20 protein-coding genes and 1 riboswitch are annotated in these 20911 nt (G+C 59.7%); of the genes, 17 read left to right on the top strand and 3 right to left on the bottom strand.

Annotated elements, in window-relative coordinates:
• Positions 1-40 precede the first annotated feature (40 nt).
• The 13 genes from hinT (at position 41) to WDB71_RS08585 (ending at position 10552) form a co-directional block, all read left to right on the top strand.
• Positions 41-391 carry a purine nucleoside phosphoramidase gene (hinT, locus tag WDB71_RS08645; RefSeq protein WP_341501181.1) on the top strand — a complete coding sequence of 117 codons (351 nt, stop codon included), beginning with the start codon at positions 41-43 and terminating at the stop codon, positions 389-391.
• Positions 392-440: 49 nt separating this feature from the next.
• A riboswitch (TPP riboswitch) is annotated at positions 441-545 on the top strand.
• 44 nt (positions 546-589) lie between these two features.
• A complete protein-coding gene (locus WDB71_RS08640; protein ID WP_341501180.1) occupies positions 590-2656 on the top strand; it encodes a TonB-dependent receptor plug domain-containing protein in 2067 nt (688 codons plus the stop codon).
• 10 nt (positions 2657-2666) lie between these two features.
• The gene (locus tag WDB71_RS08635; protein ID WP_341501179.1) at positions 2667-2921 is read left to right on the top strand and encodes a hypothetical protein; all 255 of its coding nucleotides are present in this window, start codon (positions 2667-2669) and stop codon (positions 2919-2921) included.
• Entirely contained in the window at positions 2914-3513 is a 600-nt protein-coding gene (gene pnuC / locus WDB71_RS08630) for a nicotinamide riboside transporter PnuC (RefSeq protein ID WP_341501178.1), read from the top strand. The genes WDB71_RS08635 and pnuC overlap by 8 nt, the downstream gene beginning before the upstream one ends.
• The gene (locus tag WDB71_RS08625) at positions 3497-4258 is read left to right on the top strand and encodes a choline/ethanolamine kinase family protein (RefSeq protein WP_341501177.1); all 762 of its coding nucleotides are present in this window, start codon (positions 3497-3499) and stop codon (positions 4256-4258) included. The genes pnuC and WDB71_RS08625 overlap by 17 nt, the downstream gene beginning before the upstream one ends.
• Positions 4259-4288: 30 nt before the next feature.
• Complete coding sequence (locus WDB71_RS08620; protein ID WP_341501176.1) at positions 4289-4726, top strand: Mpo1-like protein; 438 nt, start codon at positions 4289-4291, stop codon at positions 4724-4726.
• Entirely contained in the window at positions 4723-5817 is a 1095-nt protein-coding gene (locus tag WDB71_RS08615; protein WP_341501175.1) for a histidine kinase, read from the top strand. Before WDB71_RS08620 ends, WDB71_RS08615 begins: the two co-directional genes overlap by 4 nt.
• Entirely contained in the window at positions 5814-6626 is an 813-nt protein-coding gene (locus WDB71_RS08610; protein ID WP_341501174.1) for a response regulator, read from the top strand. Before WDB71_RS08615 ends, WDB71_RS08610 begins: the two co-directional genes overlap by 4 nt.
• 9 nt (positions 6627-6635) lie before the next feature.
• Positions 6636-7565 (top strand): DMT family transporter, encoded by a 930-nt coding sequence (locus WDB71_RS08605; RefSeq protein WP_341501173.1) that lies wholly within the window; start codon positions 6636-6638, stop codon positions 7563-7565.
• Between the two features lie 117 nt (positions 7566-7682).
• A complete protein-coding gene (locus WDB71_RS08600; protein ID WP_341501172.1) occupies positions 7683-8366 on the top strand; it encodes a hypothetical protein in 684 nt (227 codons plus the stop codon).
• 413 nt (positions 8367-8779) lie between these two features.
• Positions 8780-9367 carry a hypothetical protein gene (locus WDB71_RS08595; RefSeq protein WP_341501171.1) on the top strand — a complete coding sequence of 196 codons (588 nt, stop codon included), beginning with the start codon at positions 8780-8782 and terminating at the stop codon, positions 9365-9367.
• A gap of 168 nt (positions 9368-9535) precedes the next feature.
• Entirely contained in the window at positions 9536-9949 is a 414-nt protein-coding gene (locus WDB71_RS08590) for a hypothetical protein (RefSeq protein WP_341501170.1), read from the top strand.
• A 120-nt stretch (positions 9950-10069) separates the two neighbouring features.
• A complete protein-coding gene (locus WDB71_RS08585; protein WP_341501169.1) occupies positions 10070-10552 on the top strand; it encodes a lipocalin family protein in 483 nt (160 codons plus the stop codon).
• A gap of 28 nt (positions 10553-10580) precedes the next feature.
• Here the strand turns inward: WDB71_RS08585 and WDB71_RS08580 are convergent, their stop codons facing one another.
• Entirely contained in the window at positions 10581-11531 is a 951-nt protein-coding gene (locus WDB71_RS08580) for a transposase (RefSeq protein ID WP_341501168.1), read from the bottom strand.
• 316 nt (positions 11532-11847) lie between these two features.
• Here WDB71_RS08580 and WDB71_RS08575 point away from each other — a divergent pair, with 316 nt between their 5' ends.
• The 4 genes from WDB71_RS08575 (at position 11848) to WDB71_RS08560 (ending at position 18346) form a co-directional block, all read left to right on the top strand.
• On the top strand, positions 11848-12237 hold the full coding sequence (locus WDB71_RS08575; RefSeq protein ID WP_341501167.1) for a hypothetical protein: 390 nt from the start codon (positions 11848-11850) through the stop codon (positions 12235-12237).
• 238 nt (positions 12238-12475) lie between these two features.
• Complete coding sequence (locus WDB71_RS08570) at positions 12476-13597, top strand: IS4 family transposase (protein ID WP_341501166.1); 1122 nt, start codon at positions 12476-12478, stop codon at positions 13595-13597.
• A 253-nt stretch (positions 13598-13850) separates the two neighbouring features.
• Complete coding sequence (locus WDB71_RS08565; RefSeq protein ID WP_341501166.1) at positions 13851-14972, top strand: IS4 family transposase; 1122 nt, start codon at positions 13851-13853, stop codon at positions 14970-14972.
• Positions 14973-15535: 563 nt separating this feature from the next.
• Positions 15536-18346 (top strand): AMP-binding protein, encoded by a 2811-nt coding sequence (locus tag WDB71_RS08560; RefSeq protein WP_341501165.1) that lies wholly within the window; start codon positions 15536-15538, stop codon positions 18344-18346.
• 85 nt (positions 18347-18431) lie between these two features.
• Here the strand turns inward: WDB71_RS08560 and pyk are convergent, their stop codons facing one another.
• Together pyk and WDB71_RS08550 are read right to left on the bottom strand one after the other, a co-directional pair.
• Positions 18432-19868: a pyruvate kinase gene (gene pyk / locus WDB71_RS08555; protein ID WP_341501164.1), complete on the bottom strand. Its 1437-nt coding sequence runs from the start codon at positions 19866-19868 to the stop codon at positions 18432-18434.
• Positions 19869-19943: 75 nt separating this feature from the next.
• Positions 19944-20798, bottom strand: a complete 855-nt coding sequence (locus WDB71_RS08550; protein WP_341501163.1) for a MurR/RpiR family transcriptional regulator — start codon at positions 20796-20798, stop codon at positions 19944-19946.
• Positions 20799-20911: the final 113 nt, after the last annotated feature.

Raw genomic sequence — 20911 nt, 5'->3', positions numbered from 1 at the left:
GAGTCTACCATGGCTCAGAGAATCAATAAGGAGCATTGCCATGGCCGAGGAAACCATCTTCTCGAAAATCATCCGCCAGGAGATCCCCACCGAACTCCTCTACCAGGACGAGCTGGTCACCGCCTTCGCCGACATCCATCCCAAGGCCCCCACCCATGTGCTGATCGTGCCCAACGAGCAAATAGCCACCCTCAACGACGCCACAACCGAGCACGAACTGGTACTGGGGCGGATGATGACGGTGGCCGCCAAGCTGGCCAAGGACGCCGGCATCGCCGAGGACGGCTACCGGGTGATGATGAACTGCAACCGCCACGGCGGCCAGGAGGTCTACCACATCCACCTGCACCTGCTCGGTGGCCGGCCGCTGGGGCCCATGCTGAGCCGATGAGTGCCAAGGCGGGCTGACACCGGCCCGCCACGGCGTTACAATGCGCGCACTTTTTACCAGGGGGTGGCCTTTTAGGCCTGAGATGCCCGTTCGCGGCAAACCCTTAGAACCTGATCCGGGTCATACCGGCGTAGGAATGGTACTGCCACTACACGCCCGCCGTATAACCGGATCTCAGCTGGATGAGGTCCATACATAATGAATAAGCCTGTTCTCTCCACCCTGGCCCTGGCCGTCCTGAGTGCCGTGGCGCCCGCCCAGGCCGACGATCAGAGCATCGAGCGCATCCTGGTCACCGGCGATTTCCGCCAGCTGGCCCTGCAGGATTTGAGCGAAAGCGTCACCGTGCTGTCCGCCGAGGAACTGGAGGCCCGCCAGACCCGGGCCCTGGAAGAAGCCCTGCTGCTGGTGCCCAACGTCAACCTGTCCGCCGGCGCCAGCCGCGGCCGCTTCATCCAGATCCGCGGCATCGGCGAGCGCAGCGAATTCGCCCAGCCCCTGAACCCCTCCGTGGGCCTGCTGGTGGACGGTTTCGACTTCTCCGGCCTGGGCCTGGCCGGGGTCATCCACGACATCCAGCAGGTGGAAGTGTTCCGCGGCCCCCAGGGCACCCGCTTCGGCGCCAACGCCCTGGCCGGCATGGTCAACATCCAGACCCGTGAGCCGGTGCCCGGCTTCGAGGGCCATGTGGGGGCCCTGGTGGCCAACGAAGATACCTGGCAGCTGAGGGGCGCCGTGGCTGGCGGCAGCGAGACCCTTTCCGCCCGCCTGTCCGCCTCCAAGTTCGCGTCCGACGGCTTCAACCACAACGCCTTCCTGGACAAGCCGACCCAGACCAAGGACGAAAGTGCCGCCCGCCTGAAGCTGGCCTGGCAGGCCAGCGACGAGCTGCGCCTGGAGCTGCTGGGCCTGACCCTGGACGTGGACAACGGCTATGACGCCTTCAGCTTCGACAACAGCCGCACCACCCTGTCCGACCAGCCCGGTGGCGACAAGCAGCAGTCCGACGGCCTCGGCATCCGCGCCCATTTCGACGGCCTGCCCTTCGCCAAGGTCGAGCTGACCGCCAGCCGCGCCGACAGCGACCTGGAGTATTTCTACGACGAGGACTGGTCAAACCCCGGCTACTGCCAGAGCCGCGACTGCCCCTGGGGCGACTACAGCGGCTTCGACCGCTACCTGCGCGACAAGGAAAGCCGCAACCTGGATCTGCGCCTGCTGTCCAAGCCGGATAGCCGCCTTGGCGACAGCGACTGGGTGCTGGGCCTGTACGGCCGCTGGACCGACGACAAACTGCAGCGCCAGTACACCTGGCTGGACGCCGACTTCTTCAGCGTCTTCGACAACGACTACCGCGCCGTCTACGGCCAGCTGGACACCCCCATCGGCAACTGGCGCCTGACCACCGGCCTGCGCCTGGAGCGCTGGGAGGCGGAGTACGTCGATTCCAACGGCGTCACCTTCTCGCCGTCCGAAGATCTCTGGGGCGCCAACCTCAACCTGGGCTACGACGCCGGCGACCGCCTCTACTTCGTGGGCCTGTCCCGTGGCTACAAGCCCGGCGGTTTCAACATCGAGGGCTCCCTGCCCAGCGAACTGCGCACCTTCGACACCGAGACCCTGGTCAACCTGGAAGCGGGCATGAAGTGGCTGGTCGGCGGCGACCTGCGCCTGCAGCTGACCGCCTTCCACATGTGGCGTGACGACATGCAGGTCAAGAGCGGCTACACCCAGACCCGCGACGACGGCTCCACCGAGTTCGTGGACTACTGGGGCAATGCCGCTTCCGGCCGCAACTACGGCCTGGAGCTGGAAGGGGACTGGCGGGCCACGGAGCAGTTGACCCTGTCCGCCGTGCTGGGCTGGCTGGAAACCGAATACAAGGACTTCACCAACGCCGCCGGCGAGCGCCTGGACGGCCGCGATCAGGCCCATGCCCCCAACTGGCAGTACCACCTGGCCGCCACCTGGCAGTTCAACGACGCCCTGAGCCTGCGCCTGGAGTCCGAGGGCCGCGACGGCTTCTACTTCTCCGACTCCCACGACGAGCGCAGCTGGAGCTACGCCCTCTGGCACGCGGCCCTGAACTGGCAGCAGGGTAACTGGGAGCTCAGCCTCTACGGCAAGAACCTGTTCGACCGCGACTACGCCGTGCGCGGCTTCGGCGGCTTCGGCAACGATCCGGCCAAGAGCTATGCCGTGGAGCCTTACTGGCAGCTGGGCGATGGCCGCGAGGTCGGCATCAGCGGCACCTACCGTTTCTAAGGAGCACCAGATGGAGCTGTCCGTCGAGATCAGCATGTACCCCCTGGAGTCGGACTACATACCGCCGATCCGGGATTTCATCGACCGCCTCAACCAGCACCCGAGCCTGCGGGTGCTCACCAACACCATGAGCACCCAGGTGTTCGGCCCCTACCAGGAGGTGATGGCGGTGCTGGCCAGGGAGATGGAGATCAGCCACAGGGAAGGCAAGGCGGCCTTCGTCTGCAAGTTCCTGGGCGGCGATCTGGGGCCCAGGGATGACTGAGTTCCTGCTTGAGGCCCAGCGCCAGCTGCTGGCCACCGGTTTCTGGGAGCTGCTGGCGGTGCTGCTGGCCATTGCCTACCTGGTGCTGGCCATGCGCCAGAGCCAGTGGTGCTGGCCGGCGGCCCTGGGCTCGACCCTGATCTACGTGGTGCTCTTCTACGACGTGGCGCTGCTGTCGGAGTCGCTGCTCAACCTCTACTACATGGCCATGGCCTTCTACGGCTGGTGGAGCTGGCGTCAGGGCCGGGCCAACCGGACCCTGCCCATCACCACCCGGCCGCTGTGGTGGCACGGCGCCTTCATCGCCGTGGGCGTGGTGGCGTCCCTGGCCTGGGGCCACTTCATGGCCAGCTACACCAGCGCCTCCTATCCCTACCTGGACGCGGCCACCACCTGCTTCGCGGTGATGACCACCTGGCTGGTGACCCAGAAGGTGCTGGAGAACTGGCTGTACTGGATCGTCATCGACGCCGTCTCCATCTGGCTGTACGCCCAGAAGGAGCTGGCCATGACCGCGGCCCTGTTCGTGGCCTATGTGGTGATGGCGACCCTGGGCTACCTGAGCTGGCGGCGCCTTGCGGTTGCCCGCTGAGCTGCCGGCGCCCTGGCGCCAGTCAGACGCCATCCGGGAGCTGGAAGGGCTGACCAACCGCCAGTGGCTGCTGGAAAGCGCCGGCCACAAGGCGGTGTTGCGCCTGGCCAACCCGGATCACAGCCTGGGCATCGACCGCGGCGCCGAGCAGCGCGCCTGGCGCTGGGCGGCGGGGCAGGGGATCAGCCCGCCACTGCTGTGGCAGCAGGGGGACTGGAGCCTGTCGGCCCATGTGGATGGCGCCACGGGCCCGGCCACGGCACAGGGCCTGGATGCCCTGCTGGGCCATATCCGGGCATTGCAGGGGGCCGAGCTGGCGTTGCCGGTGCTGGACTTGCCGGCCAGGGCCAGGCTGATGGGGGCGGAACCCGGCCCGGTCGCCGCCTATGGGCTTATCGCCGCAACGCCGATGCCGCTGGTGCCGACCCATGTGGATCTGGTGCCGGAAAACTGCCTTTGGCAGGGCCGGCGGCTGTGGCTGATCGACTGGGAATACGCCAGCCTGGCCGACCCCTACTACGATCTTGCCGGGGTACTGGTGACCCACGAGCTGGACAGGACGCTGCTGGCCGAGCGCTGGCGGGCCTTGACCGGCCAGCGGCTGGATCTGCGCCGGCTCATGGCCATGGAGGCCATCTATGCCCATCTCTGCGAGCTGTGGTGCCTGGCGGTCCATCCTGAGCGGGCAGCCGACTATCGCGTAAAGTGGCAGCGCCGCCTTGCCGCCCTGGGCCAGGCTCTTTAACCTCAGGGAAAAGGCCCACAGGGAGCAAACATGCGTGATCTGGCGACCTGGTTCTCCCTCTACGGCGAGAGCCACCAGAACCCCGTCAACAAGCGTATCCACTTCATCGCCGTGCCGGTGATCTACTTCACCGTCATCGCCCTGATCATGAGCCTGCCGGTGCCGGCCTGGCTGGCGCCTTTGGACTGGGCGCTGGTGGCATTGCTGCCTGTGCTGGCGTTCTACTTCCGGCTGGAGCCGGGCCTGGGCCTGGGCATGACCGCCTTCAGCGGCGCCTGCTGGCTGCTGGGGAAACTACTGGCCCTGTACCTGCCGCTCTGGGCCCTGGCCGCCGGCCTCTTCGTGCTGGCCTGGATAGCCCAGTTCGTCGGCCACCACATCGAGGGCAAGCGGCCCTCCTTCTTCCAGGATCTGGGCTTTCTGCTCATAGGCCCGGCCTGGGTGCTCAAGGAATTCCGTCGTAAATGAATGTTACCCAGGCCGCAAGCCGTAACCGCCGCATCGGCCAGGCCCTCTTTGGCCAGGGCCACAACCGCTTCTTCTGGATACTGCACACCCTGGGCTGGGCCGGCTACGGCGGCCTGTTCTGGCTCAGCTCCCAGCTGGCCGGCGCCACCAGCAACTACTGGGTCCATATCCTGTTCATGACCCTGACCGGCTTCGTCTGCTCGGTGCCGCTGCGCTACGTGTACCAGCGGATCTGGAACTTCAAGCCGGTCACCATCTTCCTGCTGGCGGCCCTGGCCATACTGGCCGACGGCATCCTCTGGCAGATGCTGCGCAACGCCTTCTACTTCCAGGTGCTCTATCCGGAGAAGGCCCCGGACAACTGGAGCGGCTATTACGGCTACGTGGTGGCGGCGGTGCCGACCCTGGCCGCCTGGAGCGGCCTTTATTTCGGCATCAAGTACTACCGCATGCTGCAGCTGCTCAACGAAAAGGCCCTCAAGGCCACCAATGCCGCCCAGCAGGCCCAGCTCAAGGCGCTGCGCTACCAGCTCAATCCCCATTTCCTGTTCAACACCCTCAACGCCATCTCCACCCTGGTGATGGTCAAGGAAACCGACACCGCCAACCGCATGGTGACGGGCCTGGCCGAGTTCCTGCGCTATTCCCTGGAGACTGATCCCATCCGCAAGGTGCCCTTGTGCCAGGAGGTGAGGGCCATGGAGAAGTACCTGGCCATAGAGGAGGTGCGCTTCGTGGACAGGCTCAAGGTGCACTGGCAGATAGAGGATGACGTCAAGGACGCCCTGGTGCCGTCGCTGATCCTGCAGCCGCTCATTGAAAATGCCATCAAGTACGGCGCGGCCTGCAATGAACGGGGCGGCGGCATCTGGATTTCTGCCCGGCGCTTTGGTACAGATTTGTTGTTGGAAATCTCTGATGACGGGCCCGGTTTGGGGCAGGGTAAGAGCGGCAGCACCGGCGTTGGCCTGGTCAACACCCGGGAGCGGCTCTCCACCCTCTATGGCGAGGACCACGCCTTCACCCTGACACCTCGCCAGCCCCAGGGCCTGACCGTTAATATCCGCATTCCATACCAGAGAGACGAATGACCATTAGAACCCTGATCGTCGACGACGAACCCCTGGCCCGCAAAGGTTTGCGGCTGCGCCTGGAGCAATTTTCCGATCTGGAGGTGGTGGGCGAGGCCGGCAGTGCCCGCGAGGCCCTGCAATGCCTGGCCGCCCTGAAGCCGGATCTGCTGTTCCTGGATATCCAGATGCCCGGCACCAGCGGCATAGAGCTGATGGAAAGCCTGGTTGAAAAGGACCACCCGCTGCCGCTGGTGGTGTTCGTGACCGCTTTTGACGACTTCGCCGTCAAGGCCTTCGAGCTGCACGCCCTGGACTACCTGCTCAAGCCGGTGGACGAGGAGCGCCTGCAGCAGTGCATGGCGCGCATTCGCAGCCAGTACCAGCGCCTGGATCAGGCCAGGCGCGAGGCCCGCCTGCTCAAGGCCCTGGCCGAGCTGGCCGGTGTCTCGCCGTCGTTGGTCAAGGAGCGGTTGGAGCGGGGTGAGTCGGTGACCGGTGATTTCGCCCAGCAGCTGTCCATACGCGACGGCTCCGAGGTGAGCCTGGTGGCGGTGGCCGACATCGACTGGATAGACGCCGCCGGCGACTACATGTGCATCCATGCCCAGGGCGTCACCCACATCATGCGCAAGACCATGAAGGAGCTGGAGGCCATGCTCGACCCCCGCCAGTTCGTCCGGGTTCACCGCAGCGCCATCGTCAACCGCGACAGGATCACCCAGCTCATCAACCTGGCCAGCGCCGATTACCTGATCCGCCTGGACTCCGGCGACGAGCTCAGGGTAGGGCGCTCCTACCGGGAAAAGGTCAAGCAGCTGCTGCTGTAAGGAAAAACCATGACGATGCTGTCGGGGCGCGCCGGGTTGGGCGCGTCCCTGTCGTTTCTGACCGCCCTGCTGTGGGGCCTGCTGCCCATCGCCCTCAAGGAGGTGCTGGCGGCCATGGACGCCTACACCATCACCTTCTACCGCTTCCTGAGCGCCGGCCTGGTGCTGTGGATCTGGCTGGGGCTGAAGGGGCAGCTGCCGTCGCTGCGCCTATGCCGGGGCCAGGCCGCCGTACTGATGCTGGTGGCCGTGATCGGCCTGCTGCTCAACTACGGCTTCTACCTGCTGGCCCTGAACCACCTGGATCCCCGCACCGCCCAGGTGGTGATCCAGCTGGCGCCGCTGCTGCTGATGCTGGGCAGCGTCTGGCTGTTCAAAGAGCCCTTCACGCCGGTGCAGCGCCTCGGCATGACGGTGATGCTGCTGGGCCTGGCGGGCTTCTTCAACGAGCGGCTGCTGGCCATCTTCAGCCAGTTCGACGACATCACCTGGGGCCTGCTGCTGATGGTGCTGGCCGCTGTGACCTGGGCCTGCTACGCCCTGGCCCAGAAGAAGCTGCTGGGCCATTACGGCTCGGTGCAGATCATGCTGGTGATCTACCTGGCCGGGGCCCTGGCCTTCCTGCCGCTTAGCGAACCGGCCCAGGTGCTGGTGCTGGATGGCTGGCAGCTGGGCTGGCTTATTTTCTGCGGCGCCAATACCCTGGTGGCCTACGGCGCCTTTGCCGAGGCCCTCAACCACTGGGAGGCCTCCAAGGTGTCGGCGCTGCTGGCGGTGACGCCGCTGCTGACCTTTGCCTTCGTGGCCATCATGGACGCCCTGTTCGAGCTGGGCTTCGAGGTGCGCGAATTCAACTGGCTCGCCTACCTTGGCGCCGTGCTGGTGGTGCTGGGTTCGGCCATGAATACCCTGGGTCACAGGTTGCGCCGGGGCAGATAGGTCGGAGCAGTGCCTTTACATTTTTATTTCTTTTGTTAAGTTATTGTTCAACGAGTTCTGTAGGCTCGAGGACCAAGTGGCGTTAAGACCACAAGAATAATAACCAGGGAGCTACCAATGAGGGATTCCAGGACGCGGCTGAAGGGATTGGCCGTCGGCTTGCTGTTTTCGGTACTGGCCCCAAGCGCCAGCGCCATAGAGGATTGGGTGGTACCACCGCTGATGCGCGTGGACAAGATGAGCCAGACCGAATACGCCCATGCCTGGTGGCAATGGATCAAGTCGGTGCCGAGCGTTGCCAGCCCGCTGTCCGACAGGACAGGGGAGCGCTGCGATCTCAATCAGCGCGGCCTGGTGTGGTTCCTGGCCAACAGCAACTCCAAGGAGCCCGTGGAGCGCTTCTGCGAGATCCCCAAGGACAAGTACCTGTTCGTGCCCATCCTGACCCAGCTTGCCGAACCCAGGATGGAGAACGAGAAGCCCTGCGCCGAGATGAAAGCGGCCTCGGCCCTGCACTGGCCCCATATCGAGGAGATCTCCCTGGTCCTGGATGGCCAGGAGGTAACCAACCTGGCCGCCTTCCGGCAGAAGTCCCGCAAGTGCTTCGACGTGCTGGGCGGTATTCCCCGCGAGCGCCTGCCGCCCAAGCTGTATCCGGCCGCCACCCAGGGCTACTGGGTGATGCTGAGGCCACTGGAGGCCGGCGAGCACGAGCTGCGCATCCGCGCCAAATACCGCGCCGACCATGTCCGCAGGGGCCTGATCGAGCAGGACGTGACCTACAAGATCAACAGTTACTGAGAAAGGCGCCCAAGGGCGCCTTTCTCTTTGGCCATGTTTCCTTTCGGCTCGCGTTACTGTTGTTCAGAACGGCGAAAGAGGGGCGGTGGTGACAACCTCTGCTTGTGCATCCATACAGTCAGAACCGGCGTGGCGGCCAGATCATGGCATGATATCCCTCCGCGACTGGCCTGTTTATCTTGTTCACATAGGTAAAAACCTTTGTTATACAGGCTATTAAGCTCTGGTCAGCGTTTTGGATATCGTGCCCTTGCAAGGATGATTACGCACAGGCGCGTTTTGCCCCAGGCGTAGCGTGGTCCGATCGGAAAGCAGCTTGAAACTAAAGTACTGAGTGCGACCATCAAATGGTCTTACCAATAGATATCGAGTGTGAGCACAATACAGCGTTATATTTTCAGGGAGATCTAGTTTTGCGTCATATTTTATTTTCCATAACGATAATTTTCTTAACTGGTTGTGCAGCTGCATTAGTTCCATACACCAGCGATCCAAATCAAAAGTTGTCCGATGCTTATTGGCTCTTTGACACCAAACAAAGAGCGTTGCCTGCACAAAAGCTCATTTTGGAATCAATTGAAATATTTAAAGAAGAAGGTAATCAATCAGGACTCGCAAAAGCGTACGTCACTTATGCTATTTTTCTGAGATCTTACGCTGTCGATAGGTATGCAGAACATTACAAAGAGACTGGTTTCAATAGTGGGAAAATAGCTTTCAATGATCGATATAATGCTTCTATAGAGTATTTAGAGAAATCTATTTCCATATACCAAGAAAAAAAGGAGTTTGATAATTTAACAAACACCTATTTACATATGGGATTTACATACCTTACAGATAACAATGTTGCTAAAGGTTGTGAGATGTTCTTGAAAAGTTTAGAAATGAACAAAGTTTTCATAACAAAGAATCCTGGCGCCAAGTTGAATTTAGGCGGATATAACTCGTATCAAGAATACATTGATAACAAAATGCAGCAGGCAAAATGTCCCGCGTAATGAAAATATAACAAGCCAAGTCAACGGGACAATTTTAAGCTGGCTCCCGTCGCTTCGCTCCTAATTTTAGCCAGCTTAAAAGTTGCCCCTGCTTGGGGCGTTATAAGCCTTAGTAGACTTATGTGGAAATCGATAAAACTTACTTTTAAATGGATCATATTCGGTTTTATGGCTGGTTTCTTTTTAGCCATAGCAGGAGCAGGCCCTGGTGGAGTAAGTGCTATTTTTATTTTCCTTGGCCTAGCGTTAGGCGCTATCCTCTCATTATTTCATAGTATTTTTCGCTATTACAAAGATGAAAATAGTAAAAGAGTTCATTTAATAGCATCAGCAATAATGCTCTTATTGGTCGGTTTCCCAATAGTTGGGGGGTTAATTGCTGAGTCTAATTGCACAACCTCCAAAACGGACTCTTTTGTTAAAGCTAAAACCTATATTGAAGGCTTGGGTTGGCCACTGAGATTCCTGAAGCAAGATGCACATGAATTAAGTGGATGTGAGCTGGGCTTTGAGTATGAAAGTTTGGAGCATTTTAGGCTTGTTATTGTAAGCCCTGATGGTCAAGTCAGGTTAAATGAATAACGGCTTATAACAAAGCCATTAAACCTAGGGCACAAAATAGTTGGCTTGTGCTCCTACGTCGCTAATTTTAGCCAACTATTTTGTGCCGTTTATGGCGGCGTTAGGCATTAAGGAGTATTTGTGAAAACTTTTTCACTTTTAGCTGGGTTAGCTTTTTTACTTTCAGGGTGTGTGAGCACAAAACTTGAAGTAAAGCCTGAGGAGCAAATTGTTGGAGTATGGCATCTAAAAGATTATGGCATAGGTAACTATGAATATAGTCAATTAGGCTTCACTTCAAATGGTCGTAAATGTGTTGTATCTATTTCAATGAATGGGGATGGAATTCCAGAAGTAGACTACTACGATAATACATGGAAGATAAATAACGGTGTTCTAGAAACCACCGTTGGTGATAGTCCATCAAGTTCACTTCCTAAAGGGTATTTAATTAAAGATCATATTAAAGTGCTCAATGATAACGAGTTGGTTTTGAAAATGGAAAGTGATTATGGCTTTGACTCTCCATTAGAAAAACATCAAAAGTTACATGGTGTAAAGCCTGAAAGAATTTGTCAATTGGTAGAAAATTATGCTCGTTCGTTGGGGCGAAATAATGCCTAACAAGTGACTGTGGTGTTCAGTCAACAGATCAGGCCGTTTTTTCGCACCATTTCTCGCCGTTCTTGACCATGGTGTTGAGGATGACGATCAGCTTGCGCATGCAGGCGATAAGAGCCACCTTCGGGAGCTTCCCGGCTGCCTTCAGATGGGCGTAGTAACGCCTGAAAACCGGGTTGCATTGAATGGCAGACATCATGGCCATGAACATCACAGTGCGGACCCGGTGCCGGCCACCTCGGATGCGACGCTTGCCGTTATAGGAACCACTCTCCCGGTTCATTGGCGCGACCCCGACCAAGGCGGCGATTTCCTTTCGGTTGAGTCTGCCAAGCTCTGGCAGTTCGCTGAGCAAGGTATAGGCCAGCACTTTTCCGACACCGGGCACACTGGTCAGGATCTCGGACTTTGTGCGCCAATGCTTGGCTTGGACGACCAGCACATCAAGCTGTTTGGTGATCGAGTCGATTTGCTTTTCCAAGGTTTTCAGCACAGATGAGAGCGAGCTATGGAGCGCCTTGGGCAGGATCGGCAGACGGTTCTTCTCCATGGTGGCCATCTCCAGCAGTTGGGTGCGCCTGATAAGCAAGTCCTTGATCAACCTGGATTGTTCGTCTGGTATGGACTTGTACTCCGGCTTGGTGGTGGCGGCGAAGCGGGCAATGACGGCGGCATCGATCTTGTCCGTCTTGGCGAGCACACCGATGGCCTGGGCGAAGCGGCGGATCTGGATGGGATTGACAACGATGACCGGCAGTTCGGCCTTGTCGCAGGCGAAAACAAAGGCATGCTCATAGCGGCCCGTGGCTTCGGTGACGATGCTTTGTACTTGATGCTGCTTGAGTAACTGGATCACCTTCGGGATATGCTCTTCGTCGTTAGGCACGCTGAAATGAAGGTTTAAGGGATGGAGCGCAATATCGAGCTTGGACTTGCCGACATCGACGCCGACATGGATCTGAAGTTGGTTTTTGTCGTTCATGGTAATAAGCTGACTCTGCCTTGCTATGCGGGCTCGAGGCCCCGATGACTGTTCGAGTTATCGCTTTGGAGTTATGCAGCGCTACCCACTTGTTATCGGTCTCTCGTAAGAGGAGCCGGCCAATCACCGAGCTGCTGCATAAAGGCCCTCAATGGCCGTTGAGGGTGGGCCTCCACTTTACCCGTTTTCGAGCAGAATCAACCATACAAGGCGTTAAAGGCGGATTCGTAATCGTTGGCTCGGTTCCGCTTCGCTACACATTTTAGCCAACAATTACTCTCCGCTTAACGCGGCGTTATATGCCAAGGAAAGTAAGGTGAAAAATTTCATTAAAATTGCCATGGTAATTCTTCTTATAGTTTCTTTGCCTTCATTGATAAATCAACTTTTGGAGAAAAGGTATACAAATGCAGAATCGTTTGTTGATTTAAAAGAAAGCTATCTGGCTGAATATAATTGGTTTCCAGATTACTTTCCCAAAGACGCCACTAAAATATATGTTTATCATAATGTCGAGGAAAGCTCCTTGAATGTAGATTTTACTTTTGACCCTCTTATTAAGCGGGCGTTAGGTACATGCTCAATAATTTCCGAAAACGATAAAAGTAAAAAGTACATTTGTGATTCAAAGTTTGAGTACACAGAAATACTTAGGCTAAGCAATGATGGGCAAGGTAAATTTATAATGGTCTACAATGGCATATAACCGATCAATGGGATAAATGGGGTCCAGGATAAATGGGGTCAGATCCTGAGGCATCCCCACAAATAGTCTTTTAATTTCAGCTGGTTATCAATAATGGCGGGAACATTCATGGCGTTTGGTGATCAGATCAATCGCCAAAAATCACTAACCAAAAAACGCCATGAATGTACGCACTATCTTGACCAACATCGTGACGCTTGTCACACCCAAAATGCACAAAACTCGCCGAAAGGCCGTGATGGACTGTGTGTTGAGCCTGGCCGGTGGCAGCGCTGCCACGGTGACCAGCATCGGTCGCGGCATCGAGTCAAAAGCCTTCGAAAAACACAACATCAAGCGCGCCGATCGGCTGCTTTCAAATTCCCACTTGCAGCGAGAACAGCTGGTTGTCTATGCCGCCATCTGCCGGCTTTTCTGCTGTACCAAGCGCCCCGTGATCGCCGTCGATTGGTCGGATCTGGATAGGGTCAAAGGCCACTTCCTGCTGCGGGCGGCCATGACGCTGGATGGTCGCCCCATCACCCTCTACCAGGAAGTGCATCCGCTTAGCACCAAAGAGAAACCCGCCGTGCATGCGCGTTTTCTGTCCATCCTGTCGGCCATGCTGCCACCGGGTTGCCAGCCCATTATCGTCACCGATGCCGGCTTCAAGTCTCCCTGGTTCAGGCAGGTCGAGGCGCTTGGATGGCATTTTGTCGGGCGCGTTCGCAAACCCAATTTCTACTCACTTGACCAAGGCGACACCTGGCAGTGCATCAGCCACCTCTATGGCCAGGCTTCACAACGTCCCAAGCGATGCGATGGTCTGCTGGCCCGCTACAAGCCGTTCGCCTGCACCCTGACCCTGTACAGGCAAAAAGGCAAAGGCCGGCAATCACTCAACCCGGATGGCAGTAAACAGCGGGCCGGACAGTCAATCAAGCATGCCCAAGGCGCCAAGGAGCCTTGGCTGCTGGCGTCCAACCTGCCGAAAGCCCGTCACCATAGCAAGCAGGTCGTCGCCATCTATAGGCAGCGCATGCAAATTGAAGAAGGCTTCCGGGACATGAAGTCTGCCCAACTCGGATTGGGCTTCGAGAACAGCAGAAGCACCAAGCCTGCTCGCATCAGCATCCTGCTGTTGCTCTCGACCCTGGCCTCGCTGGTGTTGGTGCTGCTCGGACTCACCATGACGGTAGGCAATCAGCACGGCCGCTTCCAGGCCAACACGGTGAAGAAAAAACGCGCGTTGTCTTTCCATACCCTGGGACTTCGAGCCGTCAGCAAGGGCCTCAAATTCACGAAAAGGCAGTGGCAAAAAGCCCTCGTTCGCTACCGCGAGCTGCTACATGCAACAAGCTACGAGCAGGCATGGAATTAATTTTGTGGGGATCCCTCAGGGTCAGATCCACTTTATTTTCTGGATAAATGGGGTCAGATCCTGAGGCATCCCCACAAATAGTCTTTTAATTTCAGCTGGTTATCAATAATGGCGGGAACATTCATGGCGTTTGGTGATCAGATCAATCGCCAAAAATCACTAACCAAAAAACGCCATGAATGTACGCACTATCTTGACCAACATCGTGACGCTTGTCACACCCAAAATGCACAAAACTCGCCGAAAGGCCGTGATGGACTGTGTGTTGAGCCTGGCCGGTGGCAGCGCTGCCACGGTGACCAGCATCGGTCGCGGCATCGAGTCAAAAGCCTTCGAAAAACACAACATCAAGCGCGCCGATCGGCTGCTTTCAAATTCCCACTTGCAGCGAGAACAGCTGGTTGTCTATGCCGCCATCTGCCGGCTTTTCTGCTGTACCAAGCGCCCCGTGATCGCCGTCGATTGGTCGGATCTGGATAGGGTCAAAGGCCACTTCCTGCTGCGGGCGGCCATGACGCTGGATGGTCGCCCCATCACCCTCTACCAGGAAGTGCATCCGCTTAGCACCAAAGAGAAACCCGCCGTGCATGCGCGTTTTCTGTCCATCCTGTCGGCCATGCTGCCACCGGGTTGCCAGCCCATTATCGTCACCGATGCCGGCTTCAAGTCTCCCTGGTTCAGGCAGGTCGAGGCGCTTGGATGGCATTTTGTCGGGCGCGTTCGCAAACCCAATTTCTACTCACTTGACCAAGGCGACACCTGGCAGTGCATCAGCCACCTCTATGGCCAGGCTTCACAACGTCCCAAGCGATGCGATGGTCTGCTGGCCCGCTACAAGCCGTTCGCCTGCACCCTGACCCTGTACAGGCAAAAAGGCAAAGGCCGGCAATCACTCAACCCGGATGGCAGTAAACAGCGGGCCGGACAGTCAATCAAGCATGCCCAAGGCGCCAAGGAGCCTTGGCTGCTGGCGTCCAACCTGCCGAAAGCCCGTCACCATAGCAAGCAGGTCGTCGCCATCTATAGGCAGCGCATGCAAATTGAAGAAGGCTTCCGGGACATGAAGTCTGCCCAACTCGGATTGGGCTTCGAGAACAGCAGAAGCACCAAGCCTGCTCGCATCAGCATCCTGCTGTTGCTCTCGACCCTGGCCTCGCTGGTGTTGGTGCTGCTCGGACTCACCATGACGGTAGGCAATCAGCACGGCCGCTTCCAGGCCAACACGGTGAAGAAAAAACGCGCGTTGTCTTTCCATACCCTGGGACTTCGAGCCGTCAGCAAGGGCCTCAAATTCACGAAAAGGCAGTGGCAAAAAGCCCTCGTTCGCTACCGCGAGCTGCTACATGCAACAAGCTACGAGCAGGCATGGAATTAATTTTGTGGGGATCCCTCAGGGTCAGATCCACTTTGTTTTCTGGATGCCACAGCCATTCAAGCATGATGGTGTTTGGCAAGGACGACGCCGGCCTTGTTGACGGTGGCTGACCGAGCAAGGGGGCTTTGCCCGGACCAGGCACAGCGAACCAAGCCAAGGGCAAGGACGCTGAGCGGCTTACCTTTATGGCATTGCCGAAGCGCAGCATAGGGAGGGCCTCAGCATGAAATATGGGCCTATTGCACTGTTCATACTGTCTCTTCACGCCATTGCCGGGAGCTTTGGCGCCCCTGGCCAGCAGGACATGGGGAGCCGAAGCCATCGGCCGAAACGCTGGACGCCATAGCGGACATCTTCCTGGAGAAGGCATCAAGCCTCTATTTGTGTATTGATGGCCGCTGGCACCAGCTCTTGGGCGCCGATTAGCCGCAGTCTGCTCTTGTTCCCCTGAACCCTTGGAACCCCGCTTTTCCGAGGCTTTGCGGTCGGCCCCATCCTGTTGTTCCACAAGGCCCTGCTGCTATGTTTATTCAAGGATCACGGCATCCAGGTGGGTCAACACTTTGTCCGAGAAACAGGCGGCGGAAAGGGAAGAAGATCTGGCCCGGCAGTTGCTGGAGCTGGTCGGCAAGCTGGCCGGCGAGCTCCACCCCAACACGCGGGTCCCGGAGAACCTTGATCTGCATTCCCGTCTCGACAGCGATCTGGCCTTTGACAGCCTAGGGCGCGTCGAGCTTATCCATAGGGTTGAACAGAGCTTCGGCGTTTCCCTGGACGAGGCCGCCTTTGCGAAGGTGGCCACGGTCGGCGATCTGCTGTGCGCCGTTCTGGCAAGCCGGGGCGACAAGCCAGCCTTTGAGCGCGAATTCCTGACCTCGCTGTCTGTGGGGGAAGTGGCGGATACGCCGGCACAGGCAAAAACCCTGGTTGATGTGCTGCACTGGCATCTGGCGCGCCACCCCCAGCGCCCCTTGATAGAAATTTATCAGGACAGCGGCCATGGTGACGTCATCACCTATGATCGCCTGGCGTCCATGGCCAATAAGGTCGCCTGGTGCCTGCTCGACGGCCAGCTCGGCCAGGGCGCCAGGGTCACCCTGATGCTGCCCACCGACAGCCGTTACTTTTTCAGCTTCATGGGCGTGCTTATCGCCGGCGCCGTGCCCGTGCCCATTTACCCGCCCATGCGGCTGAGCCAGATCGAAAGCTATATCCGGCGCCACCAGATCATCCTGAAAAACTGCCGGGCCGAGATCATGATCACCACCAGGGAAATTCAGCGCTATTCGCTGCTGCTGAAGTCCCTGGTGCCCAGCTTGCGGCAGGTGCTTTGCGCCGAGGATTTCGACCGCTACCCGGCCAGGCCGGTGAAGCTGGCACCGAACGAAGAGGATATCGCCTTTATCCAGTACACCTCGGGCTCCACTTCGGAGCCCAAGGGGGTGCTGCTCAGCCACCGCAACCTGCTGGCCAATATCAGGGCCATGGGCGAGGCCTCCCGGGTCAGCTCCAGGGAAGTGTTCGTCAGCTGGCTGCCCCTCTACCATGACATGGGGCTGATCGGCGCCTGGCTGTCGATGTTCTACTTTTCCGGCTACCTGGTGGTGATGTCGCCGCTGGAATTCCTGGCCCGGCCGCAGCGCTGGCTCTGGGCCATACACAGGCACCGCGCCACTCTTTCCGCCGCCCCCAACTTCGCCTACGACCTCTGCATACACAAGCTGGCGGAGGCGGAGCTGGCGGGGCTGGATCTCTCCTCATGGCGGCTGGCCTGCAATGGCGCCGAGCCCGTCATTCCCGATACCGTGCGCGGTTTCTGTGAGCGCTTTGCCAGATATGGCTTCAAGCCCCAGGCCTATTGGCCGGTTTATGGCCTGGCCGAGGCGTCGGTGGGCCTGGCCTTTCCCAAGCCGGGACAGGCCCCGGTCATCCAGAAGATCCAGCGTGAGCCCTTCACTACCAGGGGCCAGGCGGTACCGGCCGACCCCCAGGATCCCCATGCACTGGAGTTCGTCTGCTGTGGCCGGGTATTGGCCGGGCATGAAATGCGGGTGGTCGATGATCAGGACAGGGAGCTTCCCGACCGGCAGCAGGGCCACCTGCAGTTCAAGGGCCCCTCCGCCACCCGGGGCTACCTGGACGCGCCGGACAAGACCAGGGCGCTCTTTCACGGCCAGTGGCTCGATACCGGCGATCTCGCCTACCTGGATGAGGGGCAGCTTTTTCTGACCGGGCGCAGCAAGGACATCATCATTCGCGCCGGCCGCAACATCTATCCCCATGAGATAGAGGAGGCGGTAGGGGCGCTATCCGGCGTACGCCGGGGGCGGGTGGTCGCCTTCGGCCATGCCGACGCCGCTGGCGCCAAGGAGCGCCTGGTGGTGTTGGTTGAAACCCGCGAGTCCGATCCCGAGCGGCGGCAGGCGCTGCACCGGGACATCATGGCCGCCTGCGCCGACATCGTCGACCTGCCGCCGGACGAGATCCTGCTGGCGCCGCCCAATACCGTATTGAAGACCTCCAGCGGCAAGCTCAGGCGCAGCGCCTGCCGGGCGCTTTATCTGGAGGGCAAGATAGGCCAGCAGCCGCCACCGGTGTGGTGGCAACTGGGCAGGATCATCCTTGGCGGCCTGGGGGAGCAGGCAAGGAAACAGTGGCGCCGGCTGAAGACCCTGGCCTATGGCGGTTACGCCTGGTTCTTGTACCTGGCCCTGGCGGTGCTGGCTTGTCCGCTGCTGTTGCTGCTGCCGACGCTCAGGCTGCGGCAAAGGCTGGCGCACCTTGCCAGCAGGCTGCTGGCCTGGGCCAGCGCGACGCCGCTCAGGGTCAGCGGCCTGGAGAAGCTGGAGCCGGGGCAGGACTACATCTTCGTGGCCAACCACAGCAGCTACCTTGACCCCTATGTGCTGCTGGCCGCCCTTGGCCTGCCCTTTCGCTTCGTGGCCAAGGGCGAGCTGGCCGGCAACAGGCTGTTGGCCATGGTGCTGAAGCGCTTCGGGGTCGAATTCGTCGAGCGCTTCGATGTGGAAAAGAGCGTGTCCGATGCGAAGAAGCTGGGCCAAACGCCGGGCTCCTTGCTGTTCTTCCCGGAAGGGACCTTCAGCCGCATTCCCGGCCTGGGCCGCTTCCATATGGGCGCCTTCCTGGAGGCGGCACGCTCGGGGCGGCCAATAGTACCTGTCAGCATAAAAGGGGCCCGCTTCATGCTCAGAGAGCAGGACTGGCTGCCGCGCCGGGGCCAAATCGAGGTCGTCCTGGGCGAGCCCATGGCCGCCGAGCCGGGCGAAGCGCACTGGCAGGCGGCCACCCGGCTGAAAAACCAGGCCAGGGCGGCCATATTGGCCCACTGCGGCGAGCCGGATCTGGAGACTTAGCCTTCCATCCAGCTGCTCCGGCCGCCACGGCGCGTACACAAAAAAGCCACCTCAAGGGTGGCTTTTTGCTTTGTTGGCCAGGTGCTTAGCTGACCTTGAGCACCTTGCAGGTGTTGGTGCCGCCCACGGTTTCCATGGCGTCGCCCAGGGTCATCAGCACCAGATCGCCGCTGTCCACCAGGCCCTTGGCCTTGAGCAGGGTCATGGCCTCGCGGGTCAGGGCCTCGGCCCGGTAGTGGGTGGAGTCGAAGGCCACCGGCGTGACGCCGCGGGCCAGGGCCATGGCGTTGAGGCTGTGGCCGTGGCGGGACAGGGCGAAGATGGGCAGCGCCGAGCTGATGCGGGACATCAGGGTCGGGGTGGCGCCGGACTCGGTCAACGCCACTATGGCCTTGACGCCGTGCAGGTGGTTGGCTGCGTACATGGTCGACAGGGCGATGGTTTCCTCCACCGAGGTGAAGGTGTGGCTCATGCGGTGGGTGTCGATGATGGCGGCCGGGTTCTTCTCGGCGCCGACGCAGACGCGGGCCATGGCCTGGACGGTCTCGACCGGGTACTTGCCGGCGGCGGTCTCGGCGGACAGCATCACCGCATCGGTGCCGTCCAGCACGGCGTTGGCCACGTCCATGACCTCGGCCCGGGTGGGCATGGGGTTTTCGATCATGGTCTCCATCATCTGGGTGGCGGTGATCACCATGCGGTTGTGCTCACGGGCCATCTGGATGATGCGCTTCTGGTGGCCGACCAGCTCGGCGTCGCCGATTTCCACACCCAGGTCGCCCCGGGCCACCATGACGGCGTCTGAGGCCAGGATGATGTCTTCCAGTACCTCGAGATCTTCCACCGCCTCGGCACGTTCAATTTTGGCCACCAGGCGGGCCTTGGCGCCGGCCTGCTCGGCCAGCTGGCGGGCCAGGCGCATGTCGTCGCCGTTGCGGGGGAAGGACACGGCCAGGTAGTCGACGCCGATTTCGGCGGCGGTGAGGATGTCGGCCTTGTCCTTGTCGGTCAGGGCCGGGGCGGTCAGGCCGCCGCCCTGGCGGTTGATGCCCTTGTTGTTGGACAGGGGACCACCGATGACGACCCTGGTGTGGACCTTGGCGCCGTCGATGCCGGTCACTTCCAGCTGTACCCGGCCGTCATCCAGCAGCAGGATGTCGCCCTGGCCCACGTCCTGGGGCAGGGCCTTGTAGTCCAGGCCCACGGCGCCCTGGTGGCCTTCGCCCTTGGCCAGCTCGGCGTCCAGGGTGAAGCTGTCGCCCACGGCCAGGACGATGGGGCCTTCCTTGAAGGTGGAGATGCGGATCTTGGGGCCCTGCAGGTCGCCCAGTATGCCCACGTGCACGCCCAGGCGGGCGGCGATGTCGCGGACCTTGCTGGCCCGCTGCTGGTGATCTTCCTTGCTGCCGTGGGAAAAGTTCATGCGCACCACATTGGCGCCGGCGGCAATGACCTGCTCCAGGGTATCGCCCCTGTCGGTGGCGGGACCCAGGGTGGTCACAATCTTGGTTCTTCTCAACATGACGTCAGTGCCTTTCCTCGATGTGCCTGCACTATAGCACAGCACAAATTTGTTGTAACTTTCTTACAGAATGCCTCAGGACTCGTCCTGCTTGTCGAAACGGGACTCCTTGAGGGCGTCCTTGACCCGCTTGAGGTTTTCCCGGAAACGGCTGCCGCGGCGCAGCACAAAGCCGGTGGCCAGCACGTCGATCAGCGTCAGCTGGGCGATGCGGGAGGCCATGGGCATGTAGACGTCGGTGTCTTCCGGTACTTCCATTGACAGCACCAGGGAGGCTTCCTTGGACAAGGGCGAGCCCTTGGAGGTGATGGCGATGACGGTGGCGTCGTTCTCCTTGGCCATGCGGGCCATTTCCACCAGGCTCTTGGTGCGGCCGGTGTGGGAGATCAGCACGATGACGTCGCCCTCGCTGCTGTTCATGCAGCTCATGCGCTGCATCAGCACGTCGTCGGAGTAGATCACCGGCACGTTGAAGCGGAAGAACTTGTTGAGGGCGTCGTGGGCCACGGCGGCCGAGGCGCCGAGGCCGAAGAAGGAGATTTTCTTGGCCTGGGTCAGCAGATCCACGGCGCGGTTGATGACGGTCGGATCCAGGCTCTGGCGGGCCATGTCCAGGCAGGCCATGGTGGATTCGAAGATCTTGGCGGTGTAGGCGTCGGGACCGTCGGACTCCTCCACGTGGCGGTTCACGTAGGGGGTACCGTTGGCCAGGCTCTGGGCCAGGTGCAGCTTGAAGTCCGGGAAGCCCTTGGTGTCCAGGCGCCGGCAGAATCGGTTGACGGTGGGCTCGGAAACGTCGGCCGCCTTGGCCAGGGTGGCGATGGAGGAATGGATGGCCTGTTGGGGATTGGCCAGTATCACCTCGGCTACCTTGCGCTCGGATTTGCTGAGCACGCCCAGGCTTTTGGCTATCTTTTCGAGAGTATTCATAGATGGGTCCGCTTGTGTCGCTTGGTCCGTTTTGCTTGTGGCAAAGTTACATTTGAATGCCAAAGCGCGGCTCCAAGCCCATATGCTTCATTATTATGAAAAAAAATGTCGTT

The organism is Gallaecimonas sp. GXIMD4217 (genome assembly GCF_038087665.1).
In the GTDB taxonomy this organism is placed as follows: domain Bacteria; phylum Pseudomonadota; class Gammaproteobacteria; order Enterobacterales; family Gallaecimonadaceae; genus Gallaecimonas.
The sequence above is the reverse complement of the archived record's forward strand: the minus strand, read 5'-3'. Positions and strand labels throughout refer to the sequence as shown.